The following is a 26,004-nucleotide window of genomic DNA, read 5'->3' as shown; positions in this document are numbered from 1 at the left end:
AGTGCCCGGAGAGGGGTGAAAAAACACAAAAAAAAGCCGCCCCTTGATGAGGCGACCTTTATATGCATACTTACTCTTAAGCAAGTAAATTTGAAGCTTTTACAAAAAAGACATTCTTACATTGCAAACCAACCATAGCTCAGCGTCCTGTATGGCCAAAGCCTCCAGCACCCCGCACTGTTTCAGATAATTGGTCTACTTGTTTCAGCTCTACCTCAGGTACAACCTGAAATACCATTTGTGCAATTCGCTCATTGCGCGTAATCGTGAACGATTCTTCCCCCAAATTAATAAGAAGTACTTTGATCTCCCCACGATAATCCGCATCAATCGTTCCCGGTGTATTGAGACAGGTAATACCATGCTTAAGAGCCAGTCCACTTCGCGGACGGATTTGTGCCTCCAATCCCGCTGGCATAGCTATTGCAAATCCAGTGGGAACGAGGCAACGTTTGCCGGGTTCCAGTACCAGATTTTCCTGTACTGCTGCATACAAGTCAAACCCTGATGCAAGCTCTGACATTTTGCGGGGCAGCTCAATATCTTCATTGCCCGCAAGTCTGTTAATTTCCACGTAAGTTAACAAAATAGTCCCTCCTCATATCCTTTACCGCTGAATCACTCGCTCCCACCATCGACAGGGCAAACGGCTCCGAGAACATCCGATCCAGCACTTTGTTCACATCATTTGCCGTCACTTGCTCGATATGTTCGATCATTTGATCCAGCGTATAATGCTGACCGAGCATTAATTCATTTTTTCCAAGCCGATTCATCCGGCTACCTGTACTTTCAAGGCTTAAAATCAAACTTCCTTTTAATTGCTCCTTACCTTTACGAAGCTCATTAGCGTCCAAACCGTTGACAGCCACATCTCGTAAAAGCTCCAGCGTCAAATCCAGCACGTCCTTTGTTTGCTTAGGAGCCGTACCTGCATAGATCGTGAACAACCCACTGTCCGCATGGGAGCTATGATAGGAATAAACCGAATAAGCCAGTCCACGCTTTTCCCGAATTTCTTGAAACAAACGTGAACTCATGCCGCCGCCGATCGCGTTATTCAGCAAAACCATAGCATACTGGAGCTCGTCACCCGCTGCAAATCCAGGCAGGGATAAACAAATATGATTTTGCTCCGTTGCTTTCTCATGATACAACAGCTCACCGTTAAACACAGGTACTGTCAGCGGCGAGACGGTTCCATGATTATCAAAATGTCCAAAATGTCGCTCCAACAATTCTACCAAGCGATCGTCAACATTACCAGCCACACTGATAACTGTATTGTCGATTGTATAATGCTCCTTCATATAATGACTGAGGTGTGAGCTATCCATAGCAAGCAGGTGATCTTCGGTTCCGAGAATCGGATAAGCCAGTGGATGTTCACCATAGGCCGCGCGAGATACAAGATCGTGCACCATATCATCCGGTGTATCCTCGTACATGGAGATTTCCTCCAAAATCACATTCTTCTCTTTTGCCAATTCTTCCTGATCTAGTTTGGAATTAAAAAACATATCAGACAGCACATCAACTGCGATCGGTAGATGCTCATCCAATACTTTGGCATAATAGCATGTATATTCCTTCGAAGTGAAAGCATTAACATTTCCTCCGATGGCATCGAATTGCTCAGCGATCTCCTTAGCGTTAAAACGCTCTGTTCCTTTGAAAAGCATGTGTTCGATAAAATGAGAAATACCGCTATTGTCCGGCGTTTCATTCCGGGAGCCAGTTTTAACCCAGATACCGAAAGAAACTGAACGTACGGTTGGAATTTTTTCAATGACCACTCTTAGGCCGTTTTTAAGTTGAATTCTTTCCACGATTGGCCCTCCTAAACTGAATTGCATACTTAGCCATAATGTTCAATCCTAACAGAAAAAAGACGTTCACTCAACCGGAGCAGGTAGTTGCCGATCAGGGGAAAGTGTCTGACTGACAGTTCCGAGCACAAGTCCCTTACTACGAATAGCATGAATCATGCCTTTGAGAGCAGCCGCTGAGGAATCTGTTGGATGCATCAATATCAGGGAGCCTGATTCAACCTTACTACTGATTTTGTTAATCACCGATTCCGGTGACGGATGTCTCCAATCTACAGTGTCCAATGTCCACAACACTGTTTTGAGCCCACGTTCTGCTGCTATATCCACCGTTTGCTGATTAAAATCACCCGATGGAGGGGCAAACCAGTTATTTTTGATACCCAAAGTTTCTTGAAGAAGCACTTGAGTCTTTTCAATTTCTTGTGTGGCTCTGGCCCGACTCAGACGGCTCATATTCGGATGAGAGTATGCATGGTTCGAAAGCTCATGCCCTCTTTTTTGAATCTCCTTGGCGAGATCAGGATTTTTTTTCAACCAACTTCCATCAAGAAAAAATGTAGCCTTGACCTGTTCCTGATCCAGCGTGTTCAGTATCGGCAGGATAAATTCATTCCCCCATGCTACATTGATCATGAAAGATACCATCGGCTTTTCGGGATTCCCCCTGTAAATTGGAACATTACCAAGCTGATTTAAATGTATTTTAGGTGCCAATTGTCGATATACATATTGAATGGGTCGATCTGGAGATGCAATCGCTTTGCGATAGGTAGCATCCAAATCCACCTCCAGTCCGTTATAGCCTGGAATAGCCTTCCATACCCTGTCGATCTTGGCATCAACTGGTTCCCGCCGCTGACGTGCTGCTTCTGTTCTTAGTCGCTGCATAAGCGCATTGTCGGGCAAAGCTGCTATCGTCATCGTGGTTACAGCTTCTGGCTCTTTAACCCCTGTAACGTCTCCATTGCGTAATTGACTAGCGTAGTCACGAACCCCACTAAACTGCCCGATTACAAGTGTGATGGCTAAACTGGCTACCACCCACACTGCTCGTTTTGCCCTACTCATAATTCCTTCATCCCCCCGCCCGTTTGTCCACATTGTATGCGGCGAGGACAAGAACTATGACGTAGCAAGCTCTAGAAGCTCACTTGGGTGCAGCTTGTGCATATGTATGAAAAAAGAGCCAGAAACGTAGCTCTGCCTCTTTCCAAAAGCTTAAACAATGCTATTCAAATCCCTTGTACTGTTAATACGAAAAGCTACTCCTGCCTTTCTAGTCTGCAACATACAGATACCTAGGATTTTGCAGGTGCTTCTGCAGTCAGAACAGCCTTACGGGACAGATTGACACGACCTTGTTGATCAATTTCGGTTACTTTCACCGTAATTGTATCCCCAATAGCAATTACATCTTCAACTTTGGCTACACGCTCAGTAGACAGTTGAGAAATATGAACCAGACCATCTTTGCCCGGTAAAATTTCAACAAATGCACCGAATTTCTCAATCCGTTTTACTGTACCGATGTAAATCTCACCGACCACGACTTCCTTTACGATACCCTCAATAATCGAACGTGCTTTTTCATTCATCTCTTGATTTGTGGAAGCGATGAACACACGACCATCTTGTTCAATATCGATTTTCACGCCGGTTTCTTCGATGATTTTGTTGATGATTTTACCACCAGCCCCAATAACATCACGGATTTTGTCCGGGTTAATGTGCATCGTCATAATTTTTGGAGCATACGGAGACAACTGCTCACGCGGCTTCTGGATCGCTTCCATCATTTTGCTAAGAATGAACAAACGTCCTTCTTTAGCTTGCTTGAGCGCATCCTGTAAAATCTGGCGGTCAATACCGTTAATTTTAATATCCATTTGAATGGCAGTTACGCCTTCCGCGGTACCAGCAACTTTAAAGTCCATATCGCCCAGGTGGTCTTCCATACCTTGGATATCAGTCAATACGGAAACATGGTCTCCATCCTTGATCAATCCCATGGCTACACCTGCAACCGGAGCTTTAATCGGTACACCTGCATCCATCATAGCCAGTGTACTTGCACAAATACTAGCTTGTGAAGTCGAACCATTCGATTCCAGTACCTCGGAAACCAGACGGATGGTGTATGGAAATTCAGTTTCGGAAGGAATTACTTTGGAAAGCGCACGCTCACCAAGAGCACCATGTCCGATTTCACGACGACCTGGCGCACGCAAAGGACGAGCCTCACCTACGCTGAATGGCGGGAAATTGTAATGATGCATGAAGCGTTTTGTTTCTTCCAGATCAATACCGTCCAAAATTTGTACATCACCCAATGCACCAAGTGTACAAATGCTAAGTGCTTGCGTTTGACCGCGTGTAAATAAGCCCGAACCATGAGTACGCGGCAAAATGCTAGTATCGCTTTCAATCGGACGAATTTCGTCAAGCTTACGACCATCAGGACGCACTTTATCATGCGTGATCAGACGACGTACTTCTTCCTTAACGATATCATAGAGAACTTCGCTGACGTCACTCAAAAGCTCAGGTGTCTCTATGTATTGTGCTTCAAAATGGGCAACTGTCTCTTCGTTGACTGCATCAATTGCCTCTTGACGGGCATGTTTTTCTGCAATTTTAACAGCTTGCATTAAACGTTCAGCTGCATAAGCACGTACTTCACTGTTCACTTTTTCATCAACAGCATGCAGTTTAACCTGCATTTTCTCTTTACCTGCTACTTGCACCAATTGTTCAATAACTGCCACAATATTCTTAATCTCATCATGACCGAACATAATAGCTTCCAGCATAACTTCCTCTGGAATCTCATTGCCTTCGGCTTCTACCATCATGATGGCATCTTTCGTTCCGGCTACAACCAGGTACAGATCGCTTGCATTCTGCTGTGCAATATCCGGGTTAATCACAAATTGCCCGTCTACACGTCCTACAGCGACTCCACCGATTGGCCCATTAAAAGGCACATCCGAAATGCTAAGTGCTGCCGAGGTTCCGATCATTGCTGCAATTTCAGGTTCGCAATCCTGATCGACACTCATAACCAGATTCAACACCTGTACATCATTCCGGAAACCTTCCGGGAACAATGGGCGAATTGGACGGTCTGTCAAACGGCTGGACAAAATCGCTTTTTGACTCGGACGTCCTTCACGTTTAATAAATCCGCCAGGAATTTTCCCCACAGCATACAATCTTTCCTCATAGTTTACGGTCAGTGGAAAAAAGTCCAAATCTTTCGGTTCACGGGAAGCGGTCACGGTACAAAGCACAACTGTTTCTCCGTAGCTCACTTTAACTGCCGCATTGGCTTGTTTCGCAAGACGTCCTGTTTCCAACACCAGCTTTCTTCCGCCGAGCTGCATTTCTACGCGTTGCTCCATGGTATCCCTCCATTTCATTTCATTGTAAAAGTTCTATACATATCCAGTATTTCCTGCGCAGGTCTTATTCATAAGAAGCTAGCAGACAAATCAGGATATGTAATTCAAAAAAAGATTCCTCATTTCAAAAAAGAACCCGGCTGCTGTCCGCCGTCGCCTTAGCAGGGACAAGCGGTGAACAACCAGGCTTCTTTTCTCATTACATGTCTGAAAATTAACGACGCAGTCCGAGACGCTCGATCAACGCACTGTAACGTTTAACATCAGTCTTCTTCAGGTAAGCCAAAAGTTTACGACGCTGACCGACCATTTTCAACAACCCGCGGCGGGAGTGATGGTCTTTCTTGTGCGAACGAAAGTGACTTTGCAAGTTGACGATGTTTTCAGTAAGGATAGCGATTTGTACCTCTGGTGATCCTGTATCGGATTCATGAGTTTTGTACTCCTCGATCAATTGCTGTTTACGCTCTTGAGTCAATGCCATCCTGTTCACCTCCTTCATTATAATCGCCATTAGCCTCGTAGCCGCCGGTGAAAGCGGACAACCAAGCTAAGGTTCATCGTTGTTTACACAACATAAGTCAGTATAACACAGCGCCTGTCTTATGTAAATAAATTAGCCTAACAGCTTTTTAGCCGTTTGTGCGTCATTGCCAATTTGGCTGATCAGCTCATCCACCGAAGAGAATTTGCGTTCAGGGCGGATATAGTGGTGAAGCTCCACAAGAACAGACTCTCCATAAATTTGCTGATTAAAATCAAATAAATGTACCTCAAACGACGGATTCAGCACACCTTCATGAAAAGTAGGCTTAACCCCTACATTCATTACACCGTTTATCCAACGATCGCCTACAAGCGCCCGTACAGCGTACACACCCTTAATCGGAATCACGTAAGTGTCATCCAGTTTGAGATTAGCGGTCGGAAAACCGATCGTACGTCCGCGCTTCTCTCCATCCATTACAGTACCCTGGATACGATAAGGACGTCCCAACCAGCGAGAGGCATCTGCTAGATCCCCGGTCTGTAAAGCACGGCGAATGCCAGAGCTGCTCACCTTGTCCCCATCCAGTTCGAACGGTGGTACGGTGTGCACCGACATCAGCTCTCCTCCCAGCTTCCGAAGTGTATCCTCATGCCCGGCTCCCCGGTGGCCAAACCGAAAATCAAAGCCTACTACCGCTGTTCGAATGTGCAATGGAAGCAGCACGTCGCTCATAAACGCCTCAGGGCTGACCTTGGAAAATTCTTCGTTAAAACTCAAAATATAAAGTACGTCCACACCCATATCAGCCAGAATAGTCTGCTTGTCCGCAAGCGGTGTTAAATAACCTTCATAATCGCCTTTTTTCATGACTTCCTTCGGGTGAGGATGAAATGTCATGACAGATACCGGCACCTGCTGTTCACGAGCCAGCGCAACGGCCTTACGTATCACGCTTGCGTGTCCCAGATGAAGACCATCAAACTGACCGATCGCCGTGACCTGTGGACGTCCCCATTGCTGCAAAAGCTCATCACTCAATGGATAAGATAACGATACGGTAATCATTATTAATTCACCTGCATTTCACATCATTTGACTAACTTCGTCAAAATTATAGCACAATTCAAGGTAAAAAAACTTTAATGGGAGCGATCGCGTCTGATTCATCCCGACCATATATGCCTAAAAACGTTTTATCCTCTTTATACAAACGGAAGGGCTGATTGTCCGTCACAGGTGGTGAAATCATATTCAGCGACAGGCGTTGGCCTTGCAGAGCCGCAGTTACCTTGGCTTCAGCCACTATATGCTCAGGCATATAGTCAATCGCCTGATCTATTGTAATAAGTCGCTCTCCAAGACTGCCATCCGCAACGAAACGCTCTATTTCTTCGAAAGTCAGACAACGTTCCGCAGGAATTCCCGCAGACATGGTTCGCTCCAGCTTGACCATCGTGGAAGGATATCCTAATTCACGACCAATATCAACACATAGTGTACGGATATAAGTACCTTTGGAGCATAAGGCACGAAAAGAAATATCCACATACACCCCCGTCTCCGCGAATCCCGTCATTTCCAACTCGTAAATGCTCACTTCACGACTTTTGCGCTCCACGGTTTTGCCTTCTCGAGCCAGTTCATATAGACGTTTGCCGTCCACTTTTAGAGCGGAGTACATTGGAGGTACTTGGGAAATCGTACCAACAAAACGCTTCAGAACCGCTTTGACTTCCACTTCCGTCACCTCTACGGGACGTTCACTCTCTTCCGTGATTTTCCCAGTCAGGTCTTCGGTATCCGTGGCAATTCCTAATCGCAGTGTAGCCTGATATTCCTTGGGCCGCTCCTGCATGTATTCCACCACACGGGTAGCACGTCCCAGACACAAGGGCAAAACACCGGTTACCTGCGGATCAAGCGTTCCAGTGTGTCCGATTCTCTTCATACCTAATAAACGGCGAGCCTTGGCCACCACATCATGAGAGGTAAATCCAGCAGGTTTATAGACAGGTAGAATGCCTTCCCAAGTTGCCTGTTCCTTTTTTATTGGGTTCATAGCTCAGACTTCACCCGCCCTACTACTGTCTCAATGATATCTCCCAGCTTACCCTCTAGCCGGCAGCCAGCCGCACGCACATGTCCACCGCCCCCAAATGATTGAGCCAGCGCAGCTACATCAACATTCCCTGCCGATCTCAAGCTGGCCTTGACTGCTTGATCATTAATAACCTTAAAGAAAATGCCTACTTCAACTCCACGAATATTTCTTGGATAATTCACGATGCCTTCTAAGTCCTCATTTACAGCCCCACAATCCGTCATGTCGTCAGGGGTTACAACGACCCAAGCGACTTTCCCATCCTCCGACATCGTGAGCGTTTGCAATGCTTTTGTTAGCACCTTCATTTGTGGAAAGGTCATTTCCTCGAGCAATTTCTCGGATAAAGATGGACCATCTACACCGTAAGCAAGTAGCTGTGACACAGTAGACATCACTTTCGGTGAAGTGTTGGAGTAACGGAAACCACCTGTATCCGTTAGCAACCCTGTATATAAAGCCGTTGCTATTTCGACATCCCAGGTTACTGCAAACTCTTTCAGTAGATCAAAAAGAATTTCTGCTGTTGCCGCAGCATCCGACTTAATCACATTAACTGTACCGTAAGCATCATTGGTTGGATGATGATCAATATTCAGGATAATGGCATCTTCCGAAAAAAATTGCTCTGTCAAACCAACACGACGGTAATCCGCACAATCTACACAAATGATCCGATTGTATTTCCGTTCTGGCGGTTGCTGGCTCATATCCATAATCTCATCGGCATGCCATAAAAAATCCATACGTTTGGGAATAGGCCCCTCATTCAGCATGGTAAATTTCTTCCCCAGACATGAGAGAAGCCAGCCCACCGTTACGGTGGAGCTGACTGCGTCTCCGTCCGGCTGTACATGCGATACGATCAGGTAATCATCATGCTCCAGAATAAATTCCTTCGCTTGTTGAAGCGCCTGTTCATAGGTATGCATTGCCTTCTCCTTTACATTCAGTTCATGGTTCCTTCAGACAAACTAAAAGTTTTATTTTTCATCCTTGTCGATATCACTCAGCAGTTTTTCAATTCGACTGCCGTAAGCAATAGATTCGTCAATTTTGAAAATCAACTCAGGAATATGGCGTAGCCGTATCCGTTTGCCGAGTTCAGAACGAAGATAACCGTTCGCTTTGTCCAATGCTTTCAGGGAAGAATTTTTTTGTTCTTCATCCCCGAGCACGCTCAAGTATATTTTCGCTTGGGACAAATCATTTGTAAGATCGACACCCGTTACGGTGATAAAACCGATGCGGGGGTCTTTTAATTCAGTCTGTATGAGTTGGCTTAGCTCCTTCTTGATCTGCTCGCCAACCCGACCTGTACGTATTTTAGCCATGGATGCTCACCTCTCTGCCGTTAGCGCTCCACTGTTTCCATGACGAACGCTTCAATAATGTCGAGTTCCTTAACATCATTATAGCCATCAAGGGTAATACCGCATTCGTAACCTTGGGCAACTTCTTTTGCGTCGTCCTTAAAGCGTTTCAGTGAGTCGATTTTACCTTCAAAAATGACGATGCCATCACGAATCAGGCGTGCTTCTGCTGAACGGGTAATTTTACCGGATGTCACCATACAACCAGCGATCGTACCGACTTTAGTAACTTTGAATACGTTACGTACTTCAGCATGCCCAATCACATTTTCTTTATATTCAGGATCCAGCATGCCCTTCATGGCTTGCTCTATTTCTTCAATGACATTGTAAATGACACGGTGTAGACGAATGTCCACTTTTTCAGCTTCCGCTGTAGATTTCGCCTGGTTATCCGGACGAACATTAAAACCAATGACAATAGCATTGGAAGCTGCGGCCAAAATAATATCGGATTCGGTGATTGCTCCTGCACCACTGTGAAGAATTTTAACGCGCACACCTTCGACTTCAATCTTGTTCAAGGAACCTTTCAACGCCTCGACGGAACCTTGTACGTCACCTTTAATAATGACGTTCAGATCCTTCATTTCGCCATCCTTGATGTGTTGGAACAGGTCATCCAGTGTTACACGGGTATTACTGCCCAGGTCAGATTGGCGTTGCGTGATCGCACGTCTGTCAGCAATAGCACGAGCTTTGCGCTCATCCTCAAACACCATGAATGGATCGCCAGCAAGTGGAACTTCTGTCAAACCAGTAATTTCAACTGGAGTGGAAGGACCCGCTTCCTTAAGACGACGACCTTTATCGTTGACCATAGCACGCACACGTCCGAAGCAGTTACCCGCTACGAAAGCATCGCCGACTTTCAGTGTACCGTTCTGAACGAGGATACGGGCTACAGAACCGCGGCCTTTATCCAGTTCTGCCTCGATGATGGTACCACGTGCCCGTTTGTTCGGGTTCGCTTTGTACTCATTCACTTCAGCTACGAGCAGAATCATTTCGAGCAGGTCTTCCAGACCCATTCTTTGTTTCGCGGAAACGTTGACGAAAATCGTATCGCCGCCCCACTCTTCAGGTACCAATTCATATTCAGTGAGTTCTTGCTTCACTTTATCCGGGTTGGCATCCGGTTTGTCGATCTTGTTCACAGCTACGATAATTGGCAGACCTGCTGCCTTCGCATGGTTAATAGCTTCGACCGTCTGTGGCATAACACCGTCGTCAGCTGCAACCACGATAATCGTCATATCTGTCACTTGAGCACCACGTGCACGCATAGCGGTAAAGGCTTCGTGACCCGGTGTATCCAGGAAAGTGATTTTTTTGCTATTAATTTCAACTTGGTATGCACCAATATGCTGTGTAATACCGCCAGCTTCGCCACCGGTTACATTAGTCGAGCGAATGGCATCCAGCAAAGTTGTTTTACCATGATCGACGTGACCCATAATCGTTACAACTGGTGGACGTGTTCTCAGATCTGCAGGATCATCATTCTCTTCCACGGTTTCAAAACGATCTTCTTCGACCGGAATTTTCACTTCTACCTCGACGCCAAAGTCTCCGGCAAGCAAGAGGATGGTATCCATATCCAATTCCTGGTTAATGGTCGCCATCGTTCCGAGCATAATCAGCTTTTTGATAACTTCTGACGCATCCTTATGAAGAAGCTTGGCTGTTTCGCCTACGGTCATCTCACCACGCACAATAATTTTCTTAGGCGTGTTGTCGATTTTCTCGCGACGTTCCTGTTGTTGACCTTTACCACGATTGTTAAATTTCCCGCCACGATTACTACCACCGCGATTATTGCCTCCACGACCACCGTTACCACCACGTCCGCCGCCTTGACGGTTATCGTCAAAACGTCCTTGACCGGAACGGTTACCACCGTTGTTGGAGTTACTGCCTGTACGGTTGCCACCACTACGGTTCGCATTGTTGCTACCTGTGGAGGATGATGTTCTTACAGCCGTACCACCCTGACTACTTCCCTGAGGGCGTGAGTTAGTGCTTTGGTTACCTTGAGGACGTGAACCTGTGTTGCCACTAGGACGCTGTTGTCCTCCCTGTTGTTGACCATTACTGCGGTTTTGTGTACTTTGCTGACCAGTGGGTCTGCTAGTACTTTGTTGACTGCGGTTTTGACCGCCCTGCTGACTGCTTTGCGCTTTAGGAGCGCTGCTTCGGTTACTGTTTTGGTTGTTGTTTGTCCTATTCATACTTACCTGCTTTTCCTGTTGATTTTTGGTTTGCTCAGTTGAATGATTACTATTCTGGCTTGAACCGGCCTGATTCGAGCTTACTTGCGCCGTACCTGCTCCGCCTTGCTTGGCCGCAGCATTGGATTTAATATTCTTAAAAAAACTTTCCACTTTACCTACGGCATCATGTTCCATGACGCTCATATGGTTGTTCACGGGAATATCCAGCCGTTTAAGAATGGTGATAATTTCTTTGCTGCTCATGTTCAACGATTTGGCGTATTCGTATACCCGCACTTTGTCTTTGCTTTCTTGTTTACTCAATATACTCCACCTCCGACATTATCCCCGCATGTTTCTTGATCAATTTCGCGAATCCTTGATCCGTCACAGCCAGCACAACCCGTTCAGGTTTGCCGATACTGCTTCCCAAGCTTTCCCGGTCAAATCCTATCAATAAGGGGATTTTGTACGTCCCGCATTTGTCGCGGAATTTCTTTTGAGTATTCATTGAAGCATCTTTCGCAAGAATGACCAGCTTGGCTTCTGAAGACCTGATCGCTTTAAAAACGATCTCATCACCTGTTAGCAGCTTGCCAGCTCTCATGGCAAGACCCAATCCAGACAGCGCCTTATTCATCCTGCACGCTGCCTTGTGCCGCCAGGAATTCTTCCTCGACGGCAGCAAAATCACGACTTAGCTGCTCATAAATATCAGGATGAACCGAGTGCTTCAATGCTCGATCCAGTGCCTTGCTCTTTTGAGCCAGCTTGAAGCAGGCGGCTTTGCCGCACAAGTAAGCGCCGCGTCCCGACTTTTTGCCAGTCAAGTCAATCAACACTTCGTCTTCAGGGGTTTTGACGACACGGATCAACTGCTTCTTTGGCATCATTTCATGACAGGCCACACATTTGCGCAAAGGTATCTTTCTCTGTTTCATGCATTAACCCCCCTACACTCCGCTTAATCTACAGAAACGGAATCCTGATGCATTTCATCGGTGGATGTTCTCGGTCTGCCGAGTTCTTCCTCCGCCTGTGTTTCACTCTTAATATCAATTTTCCAGCCCGTAAGCTTAGCAGCAAGGCGAGCATTTTGCCCTTTGATACCAATAGCAAGAGAAAGCTGATAATCAGGCACAATAACACGCGCCATTTTCTCTTCTTCAAATACTTGCACTTCGAGCACCTTGGATGGACTCAGCGCATTAGCCACGTATTCATCAACATTATCGGAATAACGTACAATGTCGATTTTTTCGCCACGCAGCTCATTTACAATAGTCTGTACACGTGTTCCTCTAGGACCCACACAAGAGCCAACCGGGTCAACCTCGGCGTTACGGGAATGAACCGCGATTTTAGAACGGAAGCCTGCTTCACGCGCTACGGAACGAATCTCTACAACACCATCAAAAATTTCAGGCACTTCGAGTTCGAACAAACGCTTAAGCAGACCCGGATGTGATCGGGACAGCATAATTTGCGGTCCTTTGGTTGTGTTTTCTACTTTGGTAATATAAGCCTTGATTCGATCCAGATGGCTAAATTTCTCATTAGGCATCAATTCACCTAACGGGAGAACCGCTTCCACCTTACCAAGATCAATATAAATGTTACGCGGGTCTTGGCGCTGTACAGTTCCTGTTACAATATCTTCTTCCTTGTCCACAAACTTGTTGTAGATCAGTCCCCGTTCCGCTTCGCGGATACGCTGGGTCACGACTTGCTTCGCAGTTTGTGCAGCAATCCGTCCAAAATCACGTGGTGTGACTTCGATTTCAGCGATATCTTCCAACTGAAAATGCGGGTTAATCTCACGGGCCGCAGGCAACGAAATCTCGGTGCGAGGATCCAATACCTCCTCAACGATCAACTTGCGGGCATATACCTTAATGACTCCCGAGTTGCGGTTCATATCAACACGCACGTTTTGTGCGGTGTTGAAATTCCGTTTGTAACTGGAAATCAAGGCTGCTTCAATGGCCTCAAACAGCACATCCTTGCTGATCCCCTTTTCTCTTTCCAACTCGTTCATTGCTTCAATAAAATCCATACTCATGGATTACTGCTCCCCCTTTCAAATGATGCACCTGCGTACTGGTCGGCACACGAGGCAAAAAAAACATGTAGTACATGTCAAACAGCAACAGTCAAATCTGAATTAAAATATGATCGCGAGCCTTGCACCAGCTACCTTGTCATAAGGTATGGCATGCTTCTTTTGTCCGCTTTGAACGGTGAGTTCCCCGTCTTCAAAAGAAAGCAAACGACCTTCGAATTCCTTCAGGCCATTGATCGGCTCGTATGTAGTAACGAATACGTTTTTGCCTACCGCTTTAGTAACGTCCTCCGCTTTTTTCAGCGGTCTTTCGGCGCCTGGTGAAGACACTTCCAGAAAATATGCTGTAGAAACAGGGTCATTTTCATCCAACTTTTGACCCAGATATTCACTGATCATACTGCAGTCGTCCAGATCAATTCCTCCGTCTTTGTCCACAAAAACGCGAAGAAACCAATTGCTGCCCTCTTTGACATACTCGACATCGACCAGTTCAAAACCATGCTCATCGAGGAAAGGTTGGGCCATTTCTTCTACTACTGATTTGATCTTTGGTGTGCTCAAAGATTATAACCTCCAAAAGTGAACTTTCCTGTGGTGAAAAAAAGACGCCCTATTACCATGGACAATGCTTCTCCATCACCGGCTTTTTCATTTTCATTTGATGTAATGTTCATTTCGGGCTCACTGCAAATAAACCGGCGTACCGGTTTCGTGCCCAAAAATAACCTTTTTCACGTTGTAACTGTATATCAAACAGTAAAGAGTGGGTTTCCCCACTCTTTTAGCAACGGTTTTATCTCCATGATTACCAAAAAAATTATAACATAACCATAGTTATGTGACAAGTGCCAGAGCTTGACTACTGTGGTTCGGATTAAAACAGAGACAGCTGATTACTCTCTGGCAGACCTCGAAAGCAACCCATCTGGGACAGCATTTCGACAATGGTTTTACTAGCTTTCGATTTTTGTTGAAAATCCTCGACAGACAAAAATTCACCATGTTCACGGGAGGCTGCGATGTTACGTGCTGCATTGTCTCCAATTCCCTGAAGAGCTCCGAATGGCGGAATGAGTGAATCTCCATCCACCTTGAAGCGTGTAGCTTCGGAACGGTACAAATCAATGGATTTAAAACTAAACCCGCGAGCCGTCATTTCCAGAGCCATTTCCAGGATCGGAAGCATCCCTTTTTCTTTGGGCGGTGCCTGAAAGCCGAGTTGCTCGATTTCGACAATCTTCCGTGCGATTGCATCATATCCCTGACAGCACAGCTCAATATCAAAATCGGCTGCGCGTACTGAAAAGTAAGTCGCATAATATTCAATCGGATGATACAGCTTAAAGTACGCTGTACGCACTGCTGAAATAACGTAGGCTGCAGCATGCGCCTTCGGAAACATGTACTGGATTTTCAGACAGGAATCAATGTACCACTGTGGCACCTTGCATTTTTTCATTTCCTCAATCCATTCAGCACTAAGCCCCTTACCTTTACGTACGCTCTCCGTAATTTTAAAGGCCAGACCTGCGTCCATCCCTGCCTTGTAAATCAAAAATAGCATAATGTCATCACGGCAACCAATTACAGTCTTGATGTTACAGGTATTATTCTTAATCAGTTCCTGTGCGTTCCCCAACCATACGCCCGTGCCGTGAGACAGTCCGGATATTTGCAGTAAGTCAGCAAAAGAACTTGGCTGCGACTCTACTAGCATTTGGCGTACAAACTTCGTCCCCATTTCTGGTACACCATAGGTAGCTACAGGTGTGCGGATTTGCTGGGGTGTTACACCGAGCGCCTCCGTGGAGTTGAACATGCTCATCACCTTTGGATCATTCATTGGAATGGTCGTAGGATCGACACCAGTCAAATCCTGAAGCATCCTCATCATGGTCGGATCATCATGACCCAGAATATCGAGTTTGAGTAGATTCGCATCAAAAGCGTGATAATCAAAATGCGTTGTTTTCCATTCCGAGCTTGTATCATCGGCGGGGTACTGTACCGGCGTAATATCCTCGACCTCAATATAATCGGGAACAACGACAATTCCGCCTGGATGTTGCCCGGTACTGCGTTTGACCCCTGTGCAGCCCGAAGCCAGCCTGTTCAGCTCAGCCCCACGCCATTTTTTATGATGCGCCTCTTCATATTTCTTTGCAAAGCCAAAGGCTGTTTTCTCGGCAACTGTACCGATGGTTCCAGCACGGAATACACTTTTCTCACCAAACAGTACTTTCGTATAGTTATGTGCGACAGGTTGATATTCGCCAGAGAAGTTCAAATCAATATCGGGAACTTTATCTCCCTTAAACCCAAGAAACGTTTCAAACGGAATATCCTGTCCCTCACCCTTCAGTTTGCCACCGCATTTGGGACAGTTTTTGTCCGGCAAGTCAAATCCGCTCGGCACACTACCGTCCAAAATCCATTCGCTATGTCTGCATTCAGGATTACCGCAAATATAATGTGCAGGCAGTGGATTAACCTCGGAAATACCGAGAAAGGTAGCGACCACAGAAGATCCAACAGAACCCCGTGAACCTACCAGATATCCATCCTTATTAGACTTTTTAACCAAACGCTCGGAAATGAGATAGTTGGCAGAGAAACCGTATTTAATAATCGGCTCTAGTTCTTTTTCAAGACGGGCTACAACCACTTCGGGCAATTCCTCACCATAGATGGATTTAGCTGTCTCGTAGCAAGTGTTGCGGATTTCCTCGTCCGCCCCATCCAGCAAAGGTGTGAACAGCTTGTCAGGGAACAGCTCCAGCTCCTCAAATCGATCCGCCAACTCACTGGTATTCTTCACAACGACTTCATAGGCTTTCTCCTCGCCCAAAAACTCGAATTCTGCCAGCATTTCGTCTGTGGTGCGTAAATGCGCATCTGGCTTACGAATATCTTTTAGCGGGCTAAATCCCGTAATGCCGTGTATCGTAATATCACGGTACAACTTATCGCGAGTTTCCAAATAGTGAACATTGCCTGTGGCAATTACGGGCTTATCAAGTCGCCGTCCAATTTCGCATACTTTGCGTATTGCCGTTTTCAGAGCATCAGGCCCGCTTACCAGTTGTTTTTCTACTAAATGCATATACATCGTCAAAGGTTGAATCTCCAGCACATCATAAAACTGTGCAATTTCCTCGGCTTCTTCCTCGGACTTGTTTAACACAGCCTCGAAGAACTCTCCCTTTTCGCAACCAGAAATAATAAGCAATCCATCTCTCATTTCTGACAATTTGGATTTAGGAATACAGGGCACACGCTTGAAATATTCGGTATGAGACATCGAAACCAGCTTGTACAGATTTTTTTTACCAATCGGATTGAGGGCATAAATACAGCAGTGAAAAGGACGAACGGTCGATAAATCCTTACCCACATAATCATTCAGACGATCGAGCATTTTTAAACCCTTAATTTGTTCCGCATCATTCAGCAAGCCATTCAGCACTTCAGTCAGTGCGACTGTATCGTCAATGGCTCGGTGATGACTTTCTAGCGCCACTTTATATTTGGTCGTCAGCGTATTCAGACGGTGGTTTTTCATTGTTGGAAACAGTAAACGAGCCAGTTCTAGCGTATCCAGTACCGGATTGGTCATTTCAGGCAAACCCATATTTCGAAGGGTCGCCTGGATAAAGCCGACATCAAATCGCGCATTATGGGCAACCAATACAGCATCGCCAGCAAAAGCTACAAACTCCTTCATAACAGGTTCTACATCCGGCGCGTCCTTGACCATTTCATCGTTAATGTTGGTCAGTTGCTGGATATTGTATGGTATGCGCTCATGCGGATTAACAAAGGTAGCATAACGATCAACTTCTTTGCCATCATGCATTTTCACAGCCGCAATCTCAATGATTTTATTCTGTGTAACCGATAAACCGGTGGTTTCAATATCAAAAACGACATAAGTCGCTGTTTTCAAATTTAATGGCTGTGCCTGCATTACAACCTCAACAGCATCATTAACCACATTGGCCTCAATACCGTAGATCATTTTAATGCCGTTTTTCTTTGCAGCCTTAGCAGCATCAGGGTAGCACTGCACACCACCATGATCAGTGACCGCAATCGCCTTGTGCCCCCATTTGGCAGCTGTTTTGACGTATTGATCAATCGAGGCAACAGCATCCATAGCACTCATCTTTGTGTGGAGATGGAACTCAACCCGTTTTTCCTCTGCATTATCCTTACGTGTGGGTGGAGCCTGTACTTCAACTAGATCGGAAGGAATCATAACCAGCTCGGGAATTTGCATAAAACGATCATATTCAACTCGCCCCCGCACTTTGACCCATTTCCCGTTAGCCAACAAACTGAGGATCTTCAGATCTTCTTTAGTTTTAGCAAACATTTTCATTTGCAGGGAATCACTAAAGTCGGTCAAATAATACGTAAACAACGTACTGCCATTGCGCAATTCTTTACTATCCAAACCGAAGATTGTTCCTTGTAAGGTGACTTTTTTCTCTTCGTCCTGAATATCTTGCATCGGAACAGCCGGTTCTTTGATGTCATAACCAAATTGAAGCCGTACGTCTCCTTCTTCTTCATCCAAAGGCGGCATTTCGGATTCCATACTTTCCATCATCTGCTGAATAACTTCGCGTTCTTCCTGCATCTTCTTTTCTTGGAATTGCTGTAATGCCTCCTGGTTACTTTCACCCACTTGGACTTTAATGCGCATAGAGAGACCGAAATATTTATCGTAAAATTTGATGATAGCTTGATCTATCTGTTTTTTACGCGCCAGTTCCAATGACATACTGTCGCTCATCGTCAGCAATAATAGACCGTCTTCCCACTTATGCACAGCCCGATTCATCCAACCGTTAACAGATGGGATCTCACGATGCACCCACTCTAGAAAAATTTTCCAGTATTCACTGATGATATCACCAGGCTGAATCTGCTCACTATACTGAAAACGGAACGTAATTTTTGCGATGTGACTCATTTTTTCCTGTACTTGAATACAGAACGTACGATACACCTGAGCGGGGACCAGTGTCTCCTTGGCAATGGTGATATTCCAATCCTTATTGGTACGGCTAATCTCCACTTGATCAATCCAACCGTCCAAAAAATAAGGTTCAACCACTCCAGCCGGCATCCCAACTTGCTTCATCAGCAGTTCCAGCCGCTTTCTCTTTTCTTCAGCTCCGCCCATGGCTCTCCCCCCAATTTTAAATCTACCATTCTGAAAACATGAAAAGCTTCTGCGTCAAAAACATCTCCGACCGCAAAAGCTTTTCGTAGCCCTCTTCAATCCTTCTCACAACGACATAGATCCTTCAGAACATTGTCCCGTAATAGCTACCATGTCAGCAAAAAGAATGAAGTGAGTATAGTGATATTGCCCTACATCTATATTAGTACGCCCGTGCAAACACTACTGTATGCTTGGCAGGTTTGCCACAACACAAACATGTGGACTTTTGCTCGGTTGTTTTAAACGGTATGTTACGGCTTGTAGCACCTGTTACTTCTTTAACTTTGTCTTCACATTCTTCAGCTCCGCACCAGCCTGCCAAAGTAAAACCGCGTTTTTCTTCCATGAGAGTCTTCATTTCATCCAGCGTATCGACGGAATAGAAGTTTTCTTCCATGAAATTTTTCGCACGATCAAACATCTCCTGCTGTACCTGTGCGAGCATCGCGTGTACTTCCTCAACCAGGTTATCCTGCTGCACGATTTTTTTCTCACCGCTGATGCGGGACACGAGCACACAGACACCGTTTTCCATATCACGAGGTCCGATTTCCAGACGAACCGGCACACCGCGCATTTCATATTCATTAAATTTCCAACCTGGACTTACATCGCTGCGGTCGTCCATTTTAACACGCACTCCCGCTTGTTTCAACTCAGCAAATAGTTCATCTGCACGAGCGATAACGGCATCACGCTTCTTAGGTGGTCCAATTGGAACCATAATAACCTGCGTAGGCGCAACTTTAGGAGGCAATGCCAGACCACGGTCATCTCCATGTACCATAATCAGTGCACCGATCAAACGTGTACTTGTTCCCCATGAAGTCGTATGCGCGAATTCCAAGTTGTTTTCACGACTCAAATATTTAATGTCAAATGCAACGGCAAAATTAGTTCCCATATAGTGGGAGGTCCCAGCTTGTACCGCCCGTCCATCCTTCATCATCGCTTCCAGTGAAAATGTATCCTTCGCACCTGCAAACTTTTCAGAAGGTGTTTTCTGTCCAGTAATAACCGGAATAGCCAGAACTTCCTCAATAACCTCACGGTATACTTCCAGCATTTTCATCGTTTCTTCGCGTGCTTCTTCTTCTGTTTCATGGGCGGTGTGACCTTCTTGCCACAAAAATTCACTTGTGCGCAAGAAAGGCAGCGTGCGTTTTTCCCAACGCACTACGTTAGCCCATTGGTTAATAAGCACAGGCAGATCACGATAGGATTGAATCCATTTGGAGTACATATGACCAATCATGGTTTCCGAAGTCGGACGAATTGCAAGACGCTCTTCCAGCTTTTCCCCACCAGCCTCGGTTACCCAAGGCAGTTCAGGATTAAACCCTTCAACATGCTCTTTTTCCTTTTGAAAAAAGCTTTCTGGAATGAACATTGGAAAATAGGCATTACGGTGCCCTGTTTCTCTGAAGCGCACGTCCATGGCTTCCTTGATATGCTCCCAGATTTCAAAACCATCGGGGCGGAATACAATACATCCGCGAACAGGGGAATAATCCATCAGTTCTGCTTTTTTAATAACATCAATATACCATCGGGAAAAATCTTCGCTCTGCGGCGTAATTTCCTCGACAAACTGTTTATCGTTCGACATAGAAATGCATGTCCTCCCATACAGACCGTTTTTATATAAGTCCGTCTCTAATTAACCATTAATTAAGCGTAAAATATCGTTATACGTGACCGCAATCATAAGCAGGAATAGCATAGCAAAACCAACGAAATGGACCATTCCTTCCCTGCTCGGATCGACGGGACGCCCTCTTACCGCCTCCACACCAAGGAAAACAAGTCTGCTTCCATCCAGCGCCGGAATAGGCAATAAATTAAATATCCCCAGATAAAGACTCATTATAGCAGTCCAATACGTCAACTGCTCAATCCCCTGCTTGGCAATTTGCCCCGTCACTTCAAAAGTACGTACCGGTCCTCCCAGGTCATTGATAGAAAAACGTTGAATAAGCTGGCTAAATCCTTGAAAAATAATATCGGTCGTTCTGACCATGGATTGCCCGGCAAATTTGAACGTTTCACCCACACCTGCTTGGCGTTTTGGAAGTTCAGGCACAATGCCCACCTTGCCACCCTTTTGTCCTTCCATTGCACGAGGTGTAATAGTAAGATCAAAGGTCTTATTATCACGGCGAACCGTCCACTTCATCGGCTTGTCTTGAGAATCCGCAATCAGTTTGATCATGTTTTCAACATTCGCACCAATGGCTATTCCATTCACCGATTCGATGATATCTCCCTTATGCAAATCAGCTTCAGCAGCAGGCATACCTGCTGTAATTTCACTAATTTGGACATACGTCGGGTTGTCCACTTGTATGCCGACCATCTGAATATGCAGACCAAACAAAATAAAGGCAAGAATAAAATTCATCAGTGGTCCAGCAAAAATAGCCATCGCACGCTGTCCTACTGTTTTACTCCCATACTGCCGATCCTTGGGTGCAATCTGAATGGATTGACCTTTGGTTACCATCATCGCTTGCGGGTGTACAGTGTATTGCTGATCTTCGCCATCTACATCCAATTTTAAAGTTAACGACTGTTCCAGATCAATATCCAACACTTCGCCGCGCACCACATTCTTACGATTATCCAGTTGATCCAGATAGATGGTCTTCACGACGTCATCCGTTACGCGTACAGCAATCGTTTGTCCGGTCTCAATTTCATTGACCTCCGGATCCTCTCCCGCCATGCGGGCAAAGCCACCGAACGGCAACAAACGCAACGTAAATCGCGTCTCGTTTCTTTTATAAGAAAACAGTTTCGGACCGAAACCGATCGCAAACTCCCGTACCAGAATCCCGGCGCGCTTGGCAAAATAATAATGCCCCCATTCATGCACTGTCACTATGACGAAAAACATGAGCACCGTCATCAACACTATTTGAATCGTTTCCAATCGTTTCCGTTCCCCTTTCAATGAGATCGAGTTTGTCTTCCTAGATTATCATTATTCTCCGATCCCGCACAAGAGAATCACATTTCGTTTCTAACCCAACATTAGCCTACAATTCTGCAGCTATGCTACGAGTCTCTCCGTCACATGCTTCAATCGCAGACAGATCAGGATTAGCCACATTGACATGCCGCTCCAGCACACGTTCAATAATAGCTTCAATATGCAGAAAAGAAATTTCTCCACGCAGGAAACGGGCAACAGCAATCTCATTAGCTGCATTAAATGCGGTCGGTGCTGTACCACCCATTTTACCACATTCGAAGGCAAGCCTTAAACAAGGAAAACGATTATAATCCATTTCCTTAAAATGGAGTCTGCCCACTTCAGCCAGTGACAACGGCTTCGCCGGGGACTTCATACGCTCAGGATAAGTCAATGCATATTGAATGGGTACTCTCATGTCCGGATTCCCAAGTTGAGCAACAATGCTTGTATCCTGAAACTCAACATAGGAATGAATAATGCTTTCCGGATGAAGCAACACATGAATCTGCTCATAATCAAGTCCGAATAGCCAATGCGCCTCAATGACTTCCAGCCCCTTGTTTACCATCGTTGCTGAATCAATTGTAATTTTGGCCCCCATTGACCAATTGGGATGCTTGAGTGCATCTTCCACTGTAACTTCACGCAACTGTTCTCTTGTCAAATCTCGAAAAGAACCCCCTGATGCTGTGAGAGTAATATGTGCCACATCTTTCATACGCTCACCATTCAAGCATTGGAAAATAGCTGAATGCTCACTGTCAATCGGCAGCAACGGCACTCCTTTCGCCCGAGCCCGCGCTGTGACCAGATGACCAGCAGTAACCAGTGTTTCCTTATTGGCCAAACCGATCTGTTTTCCAGCCTCAATCGCGGCCAGCGTGGAGTGCAATCCGACACTGCCCATTACAGCCGTCACAACCATATCCGCCTCTGTGTTCGCAGCAAGCTCAACGAGTCCTTCATTTCCCCAATACAGTTCCGTTCCAGAAGGCAGTAAAGGACGAATTTCATCCGCCAACTGCCGAGTACCCACAGACACTTTTTTGGGTTTATAAAGATGAGCCTGCTCAGCAAGTAACTTTATATTAGAACCACCTGCTAAAGCCTCAACAGTAAACTGATCCGGGTGCATGGACACTACATCCAACGTTTGAGTTCCAATAGATCCGGTTGAACCAAGTACCGTAATTCTTTTCATGATGCACCTTCCTATCCTGAAAATCACTTTTATCCAGGAGCTCATTGATTATTATTCAGGCAGCTATGCTACTGGTTCCAACCTTCTAGTAGCGCAGAGTGAGCAGCATAGAGATTAGCCTGGGCATAAACTGTAATCAATAGACTCATGGAAGCAGCATCAGCATATGTACAAATGGAAAAACGACAATCCAGCTGTCGCAGCGGTCTAGTATACCACCGTGCCCTGGCAGCAGATTACCGGAATCTTTAATGCCGTACACTCGTTTGTATGCAGATTGTACCAAATCACCCAGTTGTCCCACAACTGCACATGACAAACCGATGCCGATAGCTTTGCCCCATGGCAGCAGTCCACCCGATAATCCAGCGAATACAAGAGCTATAACCAACGCTAAAACGATGCCGCCAATGGATCCTTCAACCGTTTTGTTAGGACTGATCGCAGGCCATAATTTCGTCTTTCCTGCCATTTTGCCTACAAAATATGCCCCTGCATCACTTGCCCAAATACAAGCCAATAATAAAAATGTCCATAACAGTCCATGTTCCATATGACGTGATTCCGCAATATACGAAAATCCAAACCCTATATAAACGGTACCAAGAAATAATATAGCTACCGTTTGAATCGGGATTTTATTTTTTGTTCCTACCGTGATGATCATAAAAGCTATCATTACCAGCCAAAGCATACTGGCAAAGGGTAAGGGTGAGTGCAAACCAAAAGGTTCATACGGGAATACAAAAGCTAATATGCTTACGTATCCAAGTATTGCTGTACCTCCAAAAGGAGATACCTGCGTCATTCGTGCGAACTCATAAAATCCGATTAGGGCCATCGCCAATATAAGCAAATGGTAGGCCAAGCCGCCCCACAGGACCATCGCCAAAAAGAATATGCCTGCCAGAATACCGGTAATTAATCTCTGTCTCAACGGCTTTCATCCTCCATTTACTTCAGTCCGCCATACCGCCGTGTTCTTTGCTGATATTCGATCACTGCTTCGTATAAGTGTTCTTTCTTAAACTCAGGCCAATAAATATCAGTAAACCACAACTCACTGTAGGCAAGCTGCCAGAGCATAAAATTACTAAGTCTAAGCTCACCGCTTGTTCGAATCAGTAAATCAGGGTCTGGCATACCACTAGAAAGTAACGTATTACCGATCAGCTCAGATGTTATATCTTCTGTTTTAAGCTTCCCATCCGCAATTTGACGGCCCAATGTTTGCATGCATTCTGTGATTTCCAACCGACTTCCATAATTTAATGCAAAATTAAGAACAAGTCCGGTATTATTTTCAGTTCGTCGAGTCGCTTCAGTCAGCGCCTCAACGGTATGGGAAGGTAAATGTTCCTTATTGCCCATCATACGCACTTGCACATTTTTTTCAATCAGTTCATCTAGCTCAATAGCCAGAAATTCCTGCGGTAAGCGCATTAGAAAATCAACTTCGTCCTTTGGACGTGTCCAATTTTCAGTTGAAAATGCAAACAAAGTCAAATACTTAATACCCAGTTCATCCGCTGCAATTGCTGTGCGTTTCACTGCCTTCATTCCATTTTGGTGCCCTACAATCCGCGGCATTCCAATCCGTTTGGCCCATCTGCCGTTCCCATCCATGATGACAGCAACATGCTGCGGAATATTGTCTTTTGAAATGGCCGGTGTTTGCTGTTTTTGTTCCCCGTTCCACCAAGACCGAACCCGTTTGATCATTCCAGTTCCTCCAGCATTCTCTGAAAATGTGCCTCAGGCTTGAAAAGAGACAAACCCCACCGTAAGGGAGGGGCTGCCAATCTTTTAAACTTCCATAATTTCTTTTTCTTTTGCAGCTAAAACTTTATCCACTTCAGCGATAAACTTATCAGTTGTTTTCTGGATATCTTCCTGATGTTTACGAGATTCGTCCTCGGAAATATCACTTTTCTCCAATTTTTTGATGTCATCATTGGCGTCACGACGAATGTTACGAATAGCGATCTTCGCTTCTTCACCGTTCTTCTTCGTCAACTTCACCAAGTCAGTTCTGCGTTCCTCCGTCAAAGCAGGAATGCTCAGACGAATGGTGTTACCATCATTCGAAGGTGTCAAACCTAAATCGGATTTTTGTATAGCGCGCTCGATATCGGCCAAGGAAGATTTGTCCCAAGGCTGAATCATCAAGGTCCGGCTGTCAGGTGTATTGATATTCGCCAGCTGGTTGACTGGAGTCATTGCACCATAATACTCTACCTGTACACGGTCCAGTAAAGCTGGTGTCGCCCGTCCTGCACGCAAAGATGCAAGATCACGTTGCAATGCTTGGATTGCTTTTTGCATGCGTTCCTCAGCACTCTTTTTCACAGATTGTGGCATTAATTTACACTCCCTTTGACGATCGTACCAATTTTCTCACCCAGCACGACACGTTTAATGTTACCTTGCTCTGTAATAGCAAAGACAATCAACGGAATATTGTTATCCATGCACAACGAGGAAGCAGTAGAATCCATGACACCGAGATTTTTGTTGAGCACATCCAAATACGTAAGCTGCTCATATTTCTCGGCTGTGCTATCTTTAAACGGATCAGCAGAATATACGCCATCCACTTTATTTTTAGCCATCAGAATTACTTCCGCTTCAATTTCAGCAGCACGTAGTGCAGCAGTAGTATCAGTCGAGAAGAACGGATTACCTGTACCTGCTGCAAAAATAACAACCCGACCTTTTTCCAAATGACGGATAGCTCTACGGCGGATATAAGGTTCAGCAATCTGTTGCATCGCAATGGATGTTTGTACACGAGTAGGTACTTCAATCTGTTCCAAAGCATCCTGTAAGGCCAGTGAGTTCATCACTGTTGCCAGCATACCCATGTAATCTGCCGTGGCCCGGTCAATTCCGTTGGCACTTCCAGCAATACCACGCCAGATGTTACCGCCACCACACACGATAGCAACTTCTACTCCCAGTTCCACCACGTCTTTGACTTGTTCGGCAATGGACGCAATCGTATCCGCATCAATACCGTAACCGTTAGGACCTGACAGCGATTCACCACTAACTTTCAGGACAACACGCTTAAACACAGGTTTTTCCAAATGATCACCCTCCAATATCATTTATACTT

The 26,004-nt window shown here is 45.5% G+C and carries 22 protein-coding genes; all 22 read right to left on the bottom strand.

Going from position 1 to position 26,004, the window contains the following annotated elements; genetic code table 11:
* Positions 1–139: 139 nt before the first annotated feature.
* Positions 140–586 carry a dUTP diphosphatase gene (gene dut / locus ACWGXJ_RS10380; protein WP_013309936.1) on the bottom strand — a complete coding sequence of 149 codons (447 nt, stop codon included), beginning with the start codon at positions 584–586 and terminating at the stop codon, positions 140–142.
* Positions 564–1,829 carry a M16 family metallopeptidase gene (locus ACWGXJ_RS10375; RefSeq protein WP_061829434.1) on the bottom strand — a complete coding sequence of 422 codons (1,266 nt, stop codon included), beginning with the start codon at positions 1,827–1,829 and terminating at the stop codon, positions 564–566. Before ACWGXJ_RS10375 ends, dut begins: the two co-directional genes overlap by 23 nt.
* A gap of 66 nt (positions 1,830–1,895) precedes the next feature.
* Positions 1,896–2,900, bottom strand: coding sequence for a polysaccharide deacetylase family protein (locus tag ACWGXJ_RS10370; protein ID WP_452566680.1), 1,005 nt, complete (start codon positions 2,898–2,900; stop codon positions 1,896–1,898).
* A 230-nt stretch (positions 2,901–3,130) separates the two neighbouring features.
* The gene (gene pnp, locus ACWGXJ_RS10365) at positions 3,131–5,233 is read right to left on the bottom strand and encodes a polyribonucleotide nucleotidyltransferase (protein ID WP_250261597.1); all 2,103 of its coding nucleotides are present in this window, start codon (positions 5,231–5,233) and stop codon (positions 3,131–3,133) included.
* A gap of 214 nt (positions 5,234–5,447) precedes the next feature.
* On the bottom strand, positions 5,448–5,717 hold the full coding sequence (gene rpsO / locus ACWGXJ_RS10360) for a 30S ribosomal protein S15 (RefSeq protein WP_007430074.1): 270 nt from the start codon (positions 5,715–5,717) through the stop codon (positions 5,448–5,450).
* Positions 5,718–5,849: 132 nt separating this feature from the next.
* Entirely contained in the window at positions 5,850–6,788 is a 939-nt protein-coding gene (locus ACWGXJ_RS10355; protein WP_452566679.1) for a bifunctional riboflavin kinase/FAD synthetase, read from the bottom strand.
* Positions 6,789–6,846: 58 nt separating this feature from the next.
* A complete protein-coding gene (truB, locus tag ACWGXJ_RS10350) occupies positions 6,847–7,782 on the bottom strand; it encodes a tRNA pseudouridine(55) synthase TruB (protein WP_452566678.1) in 936 nt (311 codons plus the stop codon).
* Positions 7,779–8,756 carry a DHH family phosphoesterase gene (locus ACWGXJ_RS10345; RefSeq protein ID WP_250261601.1) on the bottom strand — a complete coding sequence of 326 codons (978 nt, stop codon included), beginning with the start codon at positions 8,754–8,756 and terminating at the stop codon, positions 7,779–7,781. The genes truB and ACWGXJ_RS10345 overlap by 4 nt, the downstream gene beginning before the upstream one ends.
* A 51-nt stretch (positions 8,757–8,807) precedes the next feature.
* Positions 8,808–9,158, bottom strand: coding sequence for a 30S ribosome-binding factor RbfA (gene rbfA, locus ACWGXJ_RS10340; RefSeq protein ID WP_010346342.1), 351 nt, complete (start codon positions 9,156–9,158; stop codon positions 8,808–8,810).
* A 20-nt stretch (positions 9,159–9,178) separates the two neighbouring features.
* Positions 9,179–11,734 carry a translation initiation factor IF-2 gene (gene infB / locus ACWGXJ_RS10335; RefSeq protein ID WP_061829439.1) on the bottom strand — a complete coding sequence of 852 codons (2,556 nt, stop codon included), beginning with the start codon at positions 11,732–11,734 and terminating at the stop codon, positions 9,179–9,181.
* The gene (locus tag ACWGXJ_RS10330; protein ID WP_025720915.1) at positions 11,727–12,050 is read right to left on the bottom strand and encodes a L7Ae/L30e/S12e/Gadd45 family ribosomal protein; all 324 of its coding nucleotides are present in this window, start codon (positions 12,048–12,050) and stop codon (positions 11,727–11,729) included. The genes infB and ACWGXJ_RS10330 overlap by 8 nt, the downstream gene beginning before the upstream one ends.
* Complete coding sequence (gene rnpM / locus ACWGXJ_RS10325; RefSeq protein ID WP_007430067.1) at positions 12,043–12,351, bottom strand: RNase P modulator RnpM; 309 nt, start codon at positions 12,349–12,351, stop codon at positions 12,043–12,045. Before rnpM ends, ACWGXJ_RS10330 begins: the two co-directional genes overlap by 8 nt.
* 23 nt (positions 12,352–12,374) lie before the next feature.
* A complete protein-coding gene (gene nusA / locus ACWGXJ_RS10320) occupies positions 12,375–13,472 on the bottom strand; it encodes a transcription termination factor NusA (protein WP_013309927.1) in 1,098 nt (365 codons plus the stop codon).
* Between the two features lie 102 nt (positions 13,473–13,574).
* Entirely contained in the window at positions 13,575–14,036 is a 462-nt protein-coding gene (rimP, locus tag ACWGXJ_RS10315) for a ribosome maturation factor RimP (RefSeq protein ID WP_061829440.1), read from the bottom strand.
* A gap of 313 nt (positions 14,037–14,349) precedes the next feature.
* The gene (locus tag ACWGXJ_RS10310) at positions 14,350–18,666 is read right to left on the bottom strand and encodes a PolC-type DNA polymerase III (RefSeq protein WP_452566677.1); all 4,317 of its coding nucleotides are present in this window, start codon (positions 18,664–18,666) and stop codon (positions 14,350–14,352) included.
* A gap of 202 nt (positions 18,667–18,868) precedes the next feature.
* Complete coding sequence (gene proS / locus ACWGXJ_RS10305) at positions 18,869–20,317, bottom strand: proline--tRNA ligase (RefSeq protein ID WP_069291738.1); 1,449 nt, start codon at positions 20,315–20,317, stop codon at positions 18,869–18,871.
* Positions 20,318–20,368: 51 nt separating this feature from the next.
* Entirely contained in the window at positions 20,369–21,640 is a 1,272-nt protein-coding gene (gene rseP, locus ACWGXJ_RS10300) for an RIP metalloprotease RseP (protein WP_061829443.1), read from the bottom strand.
* 106 nt (positions 21,641–21,746) lie between these two features.
* The gene (locus ACWGXJ_RS10295; protein ID WP_250261622.1) at positions 21,747–22,886 is read right to left on the bottom strand and encodes a 1-deoxy-D-xylulose-5-phosphate reductoisomerase; all 1,140 of its coding nucleotides are present in this window, start codon (positions 22,884–22,886) and stop codon (positions 21,747–21,749) included.
* Between the two features lie 145 nt (positions 22,887–23,031).
* Positions 23,032–23,823, bottom strand: a complete 792-nt coding sequence (locus ACWGXJ_RS10290) for a phosphatidate cytidylyltransferase (protein WP_029517015.1) — start codon at positions 23,821–23,823, stop codon at positions 23,032–23,034.
* 17 nt (positions 23,824–23,840) lie between these two features.
* Positions 23,841–24,608 carry an isoprenyl transferase gene (locus ACWGXJ_RS10285; RefSeq protein ID WP_023988210.1) on the bottom strand — a complete coding sequence of 256 codons (768 nt, stop codon included), beginning with the start codon at positions 24,606–24,608 and terminating at the stop codon, positions 23,841–23,843.
* An 84-nt stretch (positions 24,609–24,692) separates the two neighbouring features.
* Positions 24,693–25,247 (bottom strand): ribosome recycling factor, encoded by a 555-nt coding sequence (frr, locus tag ACWGXJ_RS10280; protein WP_029517013.1) that lies wholly within the window; start codon positions 25,245–25,247, stop codon positions 24,693–24,695.
* Entirely contained in the window at positions 25,247–25,975 is a 729-nt protein-coding gene (gene pyrH / locus ACWGXJ_RS10275) for a UMP kinase (protein ID WP_013309918.1), read from the bottom strand. The genes frr and pyrH overlap by 1 nt, the downstream gene beginning before the upstream one ends.
* Positions 25,976–26,004: the final 29 nt, after the last annotated feature.

The organism is Paenibacillus sp. S33 (assembly GCF_053615415.1).
Note: the sequence above shows the minus strand (reverse complement) of the source record. Positions and strands in the feature narration are given on the sequence as shown.

What these genes read in the sequence shown, in the direction of transcription:
- ACWGXJ_RS10310 (WP_452566677.1), bottom strand. Translation starts at nt 18,666, where the DNA reads ATGGGCGGAGCTGAAGAAAAGAGAAAGCGGCTGGAACTGCTGATGAAG.
- ACWGXJ_RS10330 (WP_025720915.1), bottom strand. Translation starts at nt 12,050, where the DNA reads ATGAATAAGGCGCTGTCTGGATTGGGTCTTGCCATGAGAGCTGGCAAG.
- frr (WP_029517013.1), bottom strand. Translation starts at nt 25,247, where the DNA reads ATGCCACAATCTGTGAAAAAGAGTGCTGAGGAACGCATGCAAAAAGCA.
- rbfA (WP_010346342.1), bottom strand. Translation starts at nt 9,158, where the DNA reads ATGGCTAAAATACGTACAGGTCGGGTTGGCGAGCAGATCAAGAAGGAG.
- ACWGXJ_RS10295 (WP_250261622.1), bottom strand. Translation starts at nt 22,886, where the DNA reads ATGAAAAGAATTACGGTACTTGGTTCAACCGGATCTATTGGAACTCAA.
- nusA (WP_013309927.1), bottom strand. Translation starts at nt 13,472, where the DNA reads ATGAGTATGGATTTTATTGAAGCAATGAACGAGTTGGAAAGAGAAAAG.
- ACWGXJ_RS10370 (WP_452566680.1), bottom strand. Translation starts at nt 2,900, where the DNA reads ATGAGTAGGGCAAAACGAGCAGTGTGGGTGGTAGCCAGTTTAGCCATC.
- pnp (WP_250261597.1), bottom strand. Translation starts at nt 5,233, where the DNA reads ATGGAGCAACGCGTAGAAATGCAGCTCGGCGGAAGAAAGCTGGTGTTG.
- proS (WP_069291738.1), bottom strand. Translation starts at nt 20,317, where the DNA reads ATGTCGAACGATAAACAGTTTGTCGAGGAAATTACGCCGCAGAGCGAA.
- ACWGXJ_RS10285 (WP_023988210.1), bottom strand. Translation starts at nt 24,608, where the DNA reads ATGATCAAACGGGTTCGGTCTTGGTGGAACGGGGAACAAAAACAGCAA.
- ACWGXJ_RS10345 (WP_250261601.1), bottom strand. Translation starts at nt 8,756, where the DNA reads ATGCATACCTATGAACAGGCGCTTCAACAAGCGAAGGAATTTATTCTG.
- ACWGXJ_RS10355 (WP_452566679.1), bottom strand. Translation starts at nt 6,788, where the DNA reads ATGATTACCGTATCGTTATCTTATCCATTGAGTGATGAGCTTTTGCAG.
- rpsO (WP_007430074.1), bottom strand. Translation starts at nt 5,717, where the DNA reads ATGGCATTGACTCAAGAGCGTAAACAGCAATTGATCGAGGAGTACAAA.
- truB (WP_452566678.1), bottom strand. Translation starts at nt 7,782, where the DNA reads ATGAACCCAATAAAAAAGGAACAGGCAACTTGGGAAGGCATTCTACCT.
- rnpM (WP_007430067.1), bottom strand. Translation starts at nt 12,351, where the DNA reads ATGAAACAGAGAAAGATACCTTTGCGCAAATGTGTGGCCTGTCATGAA.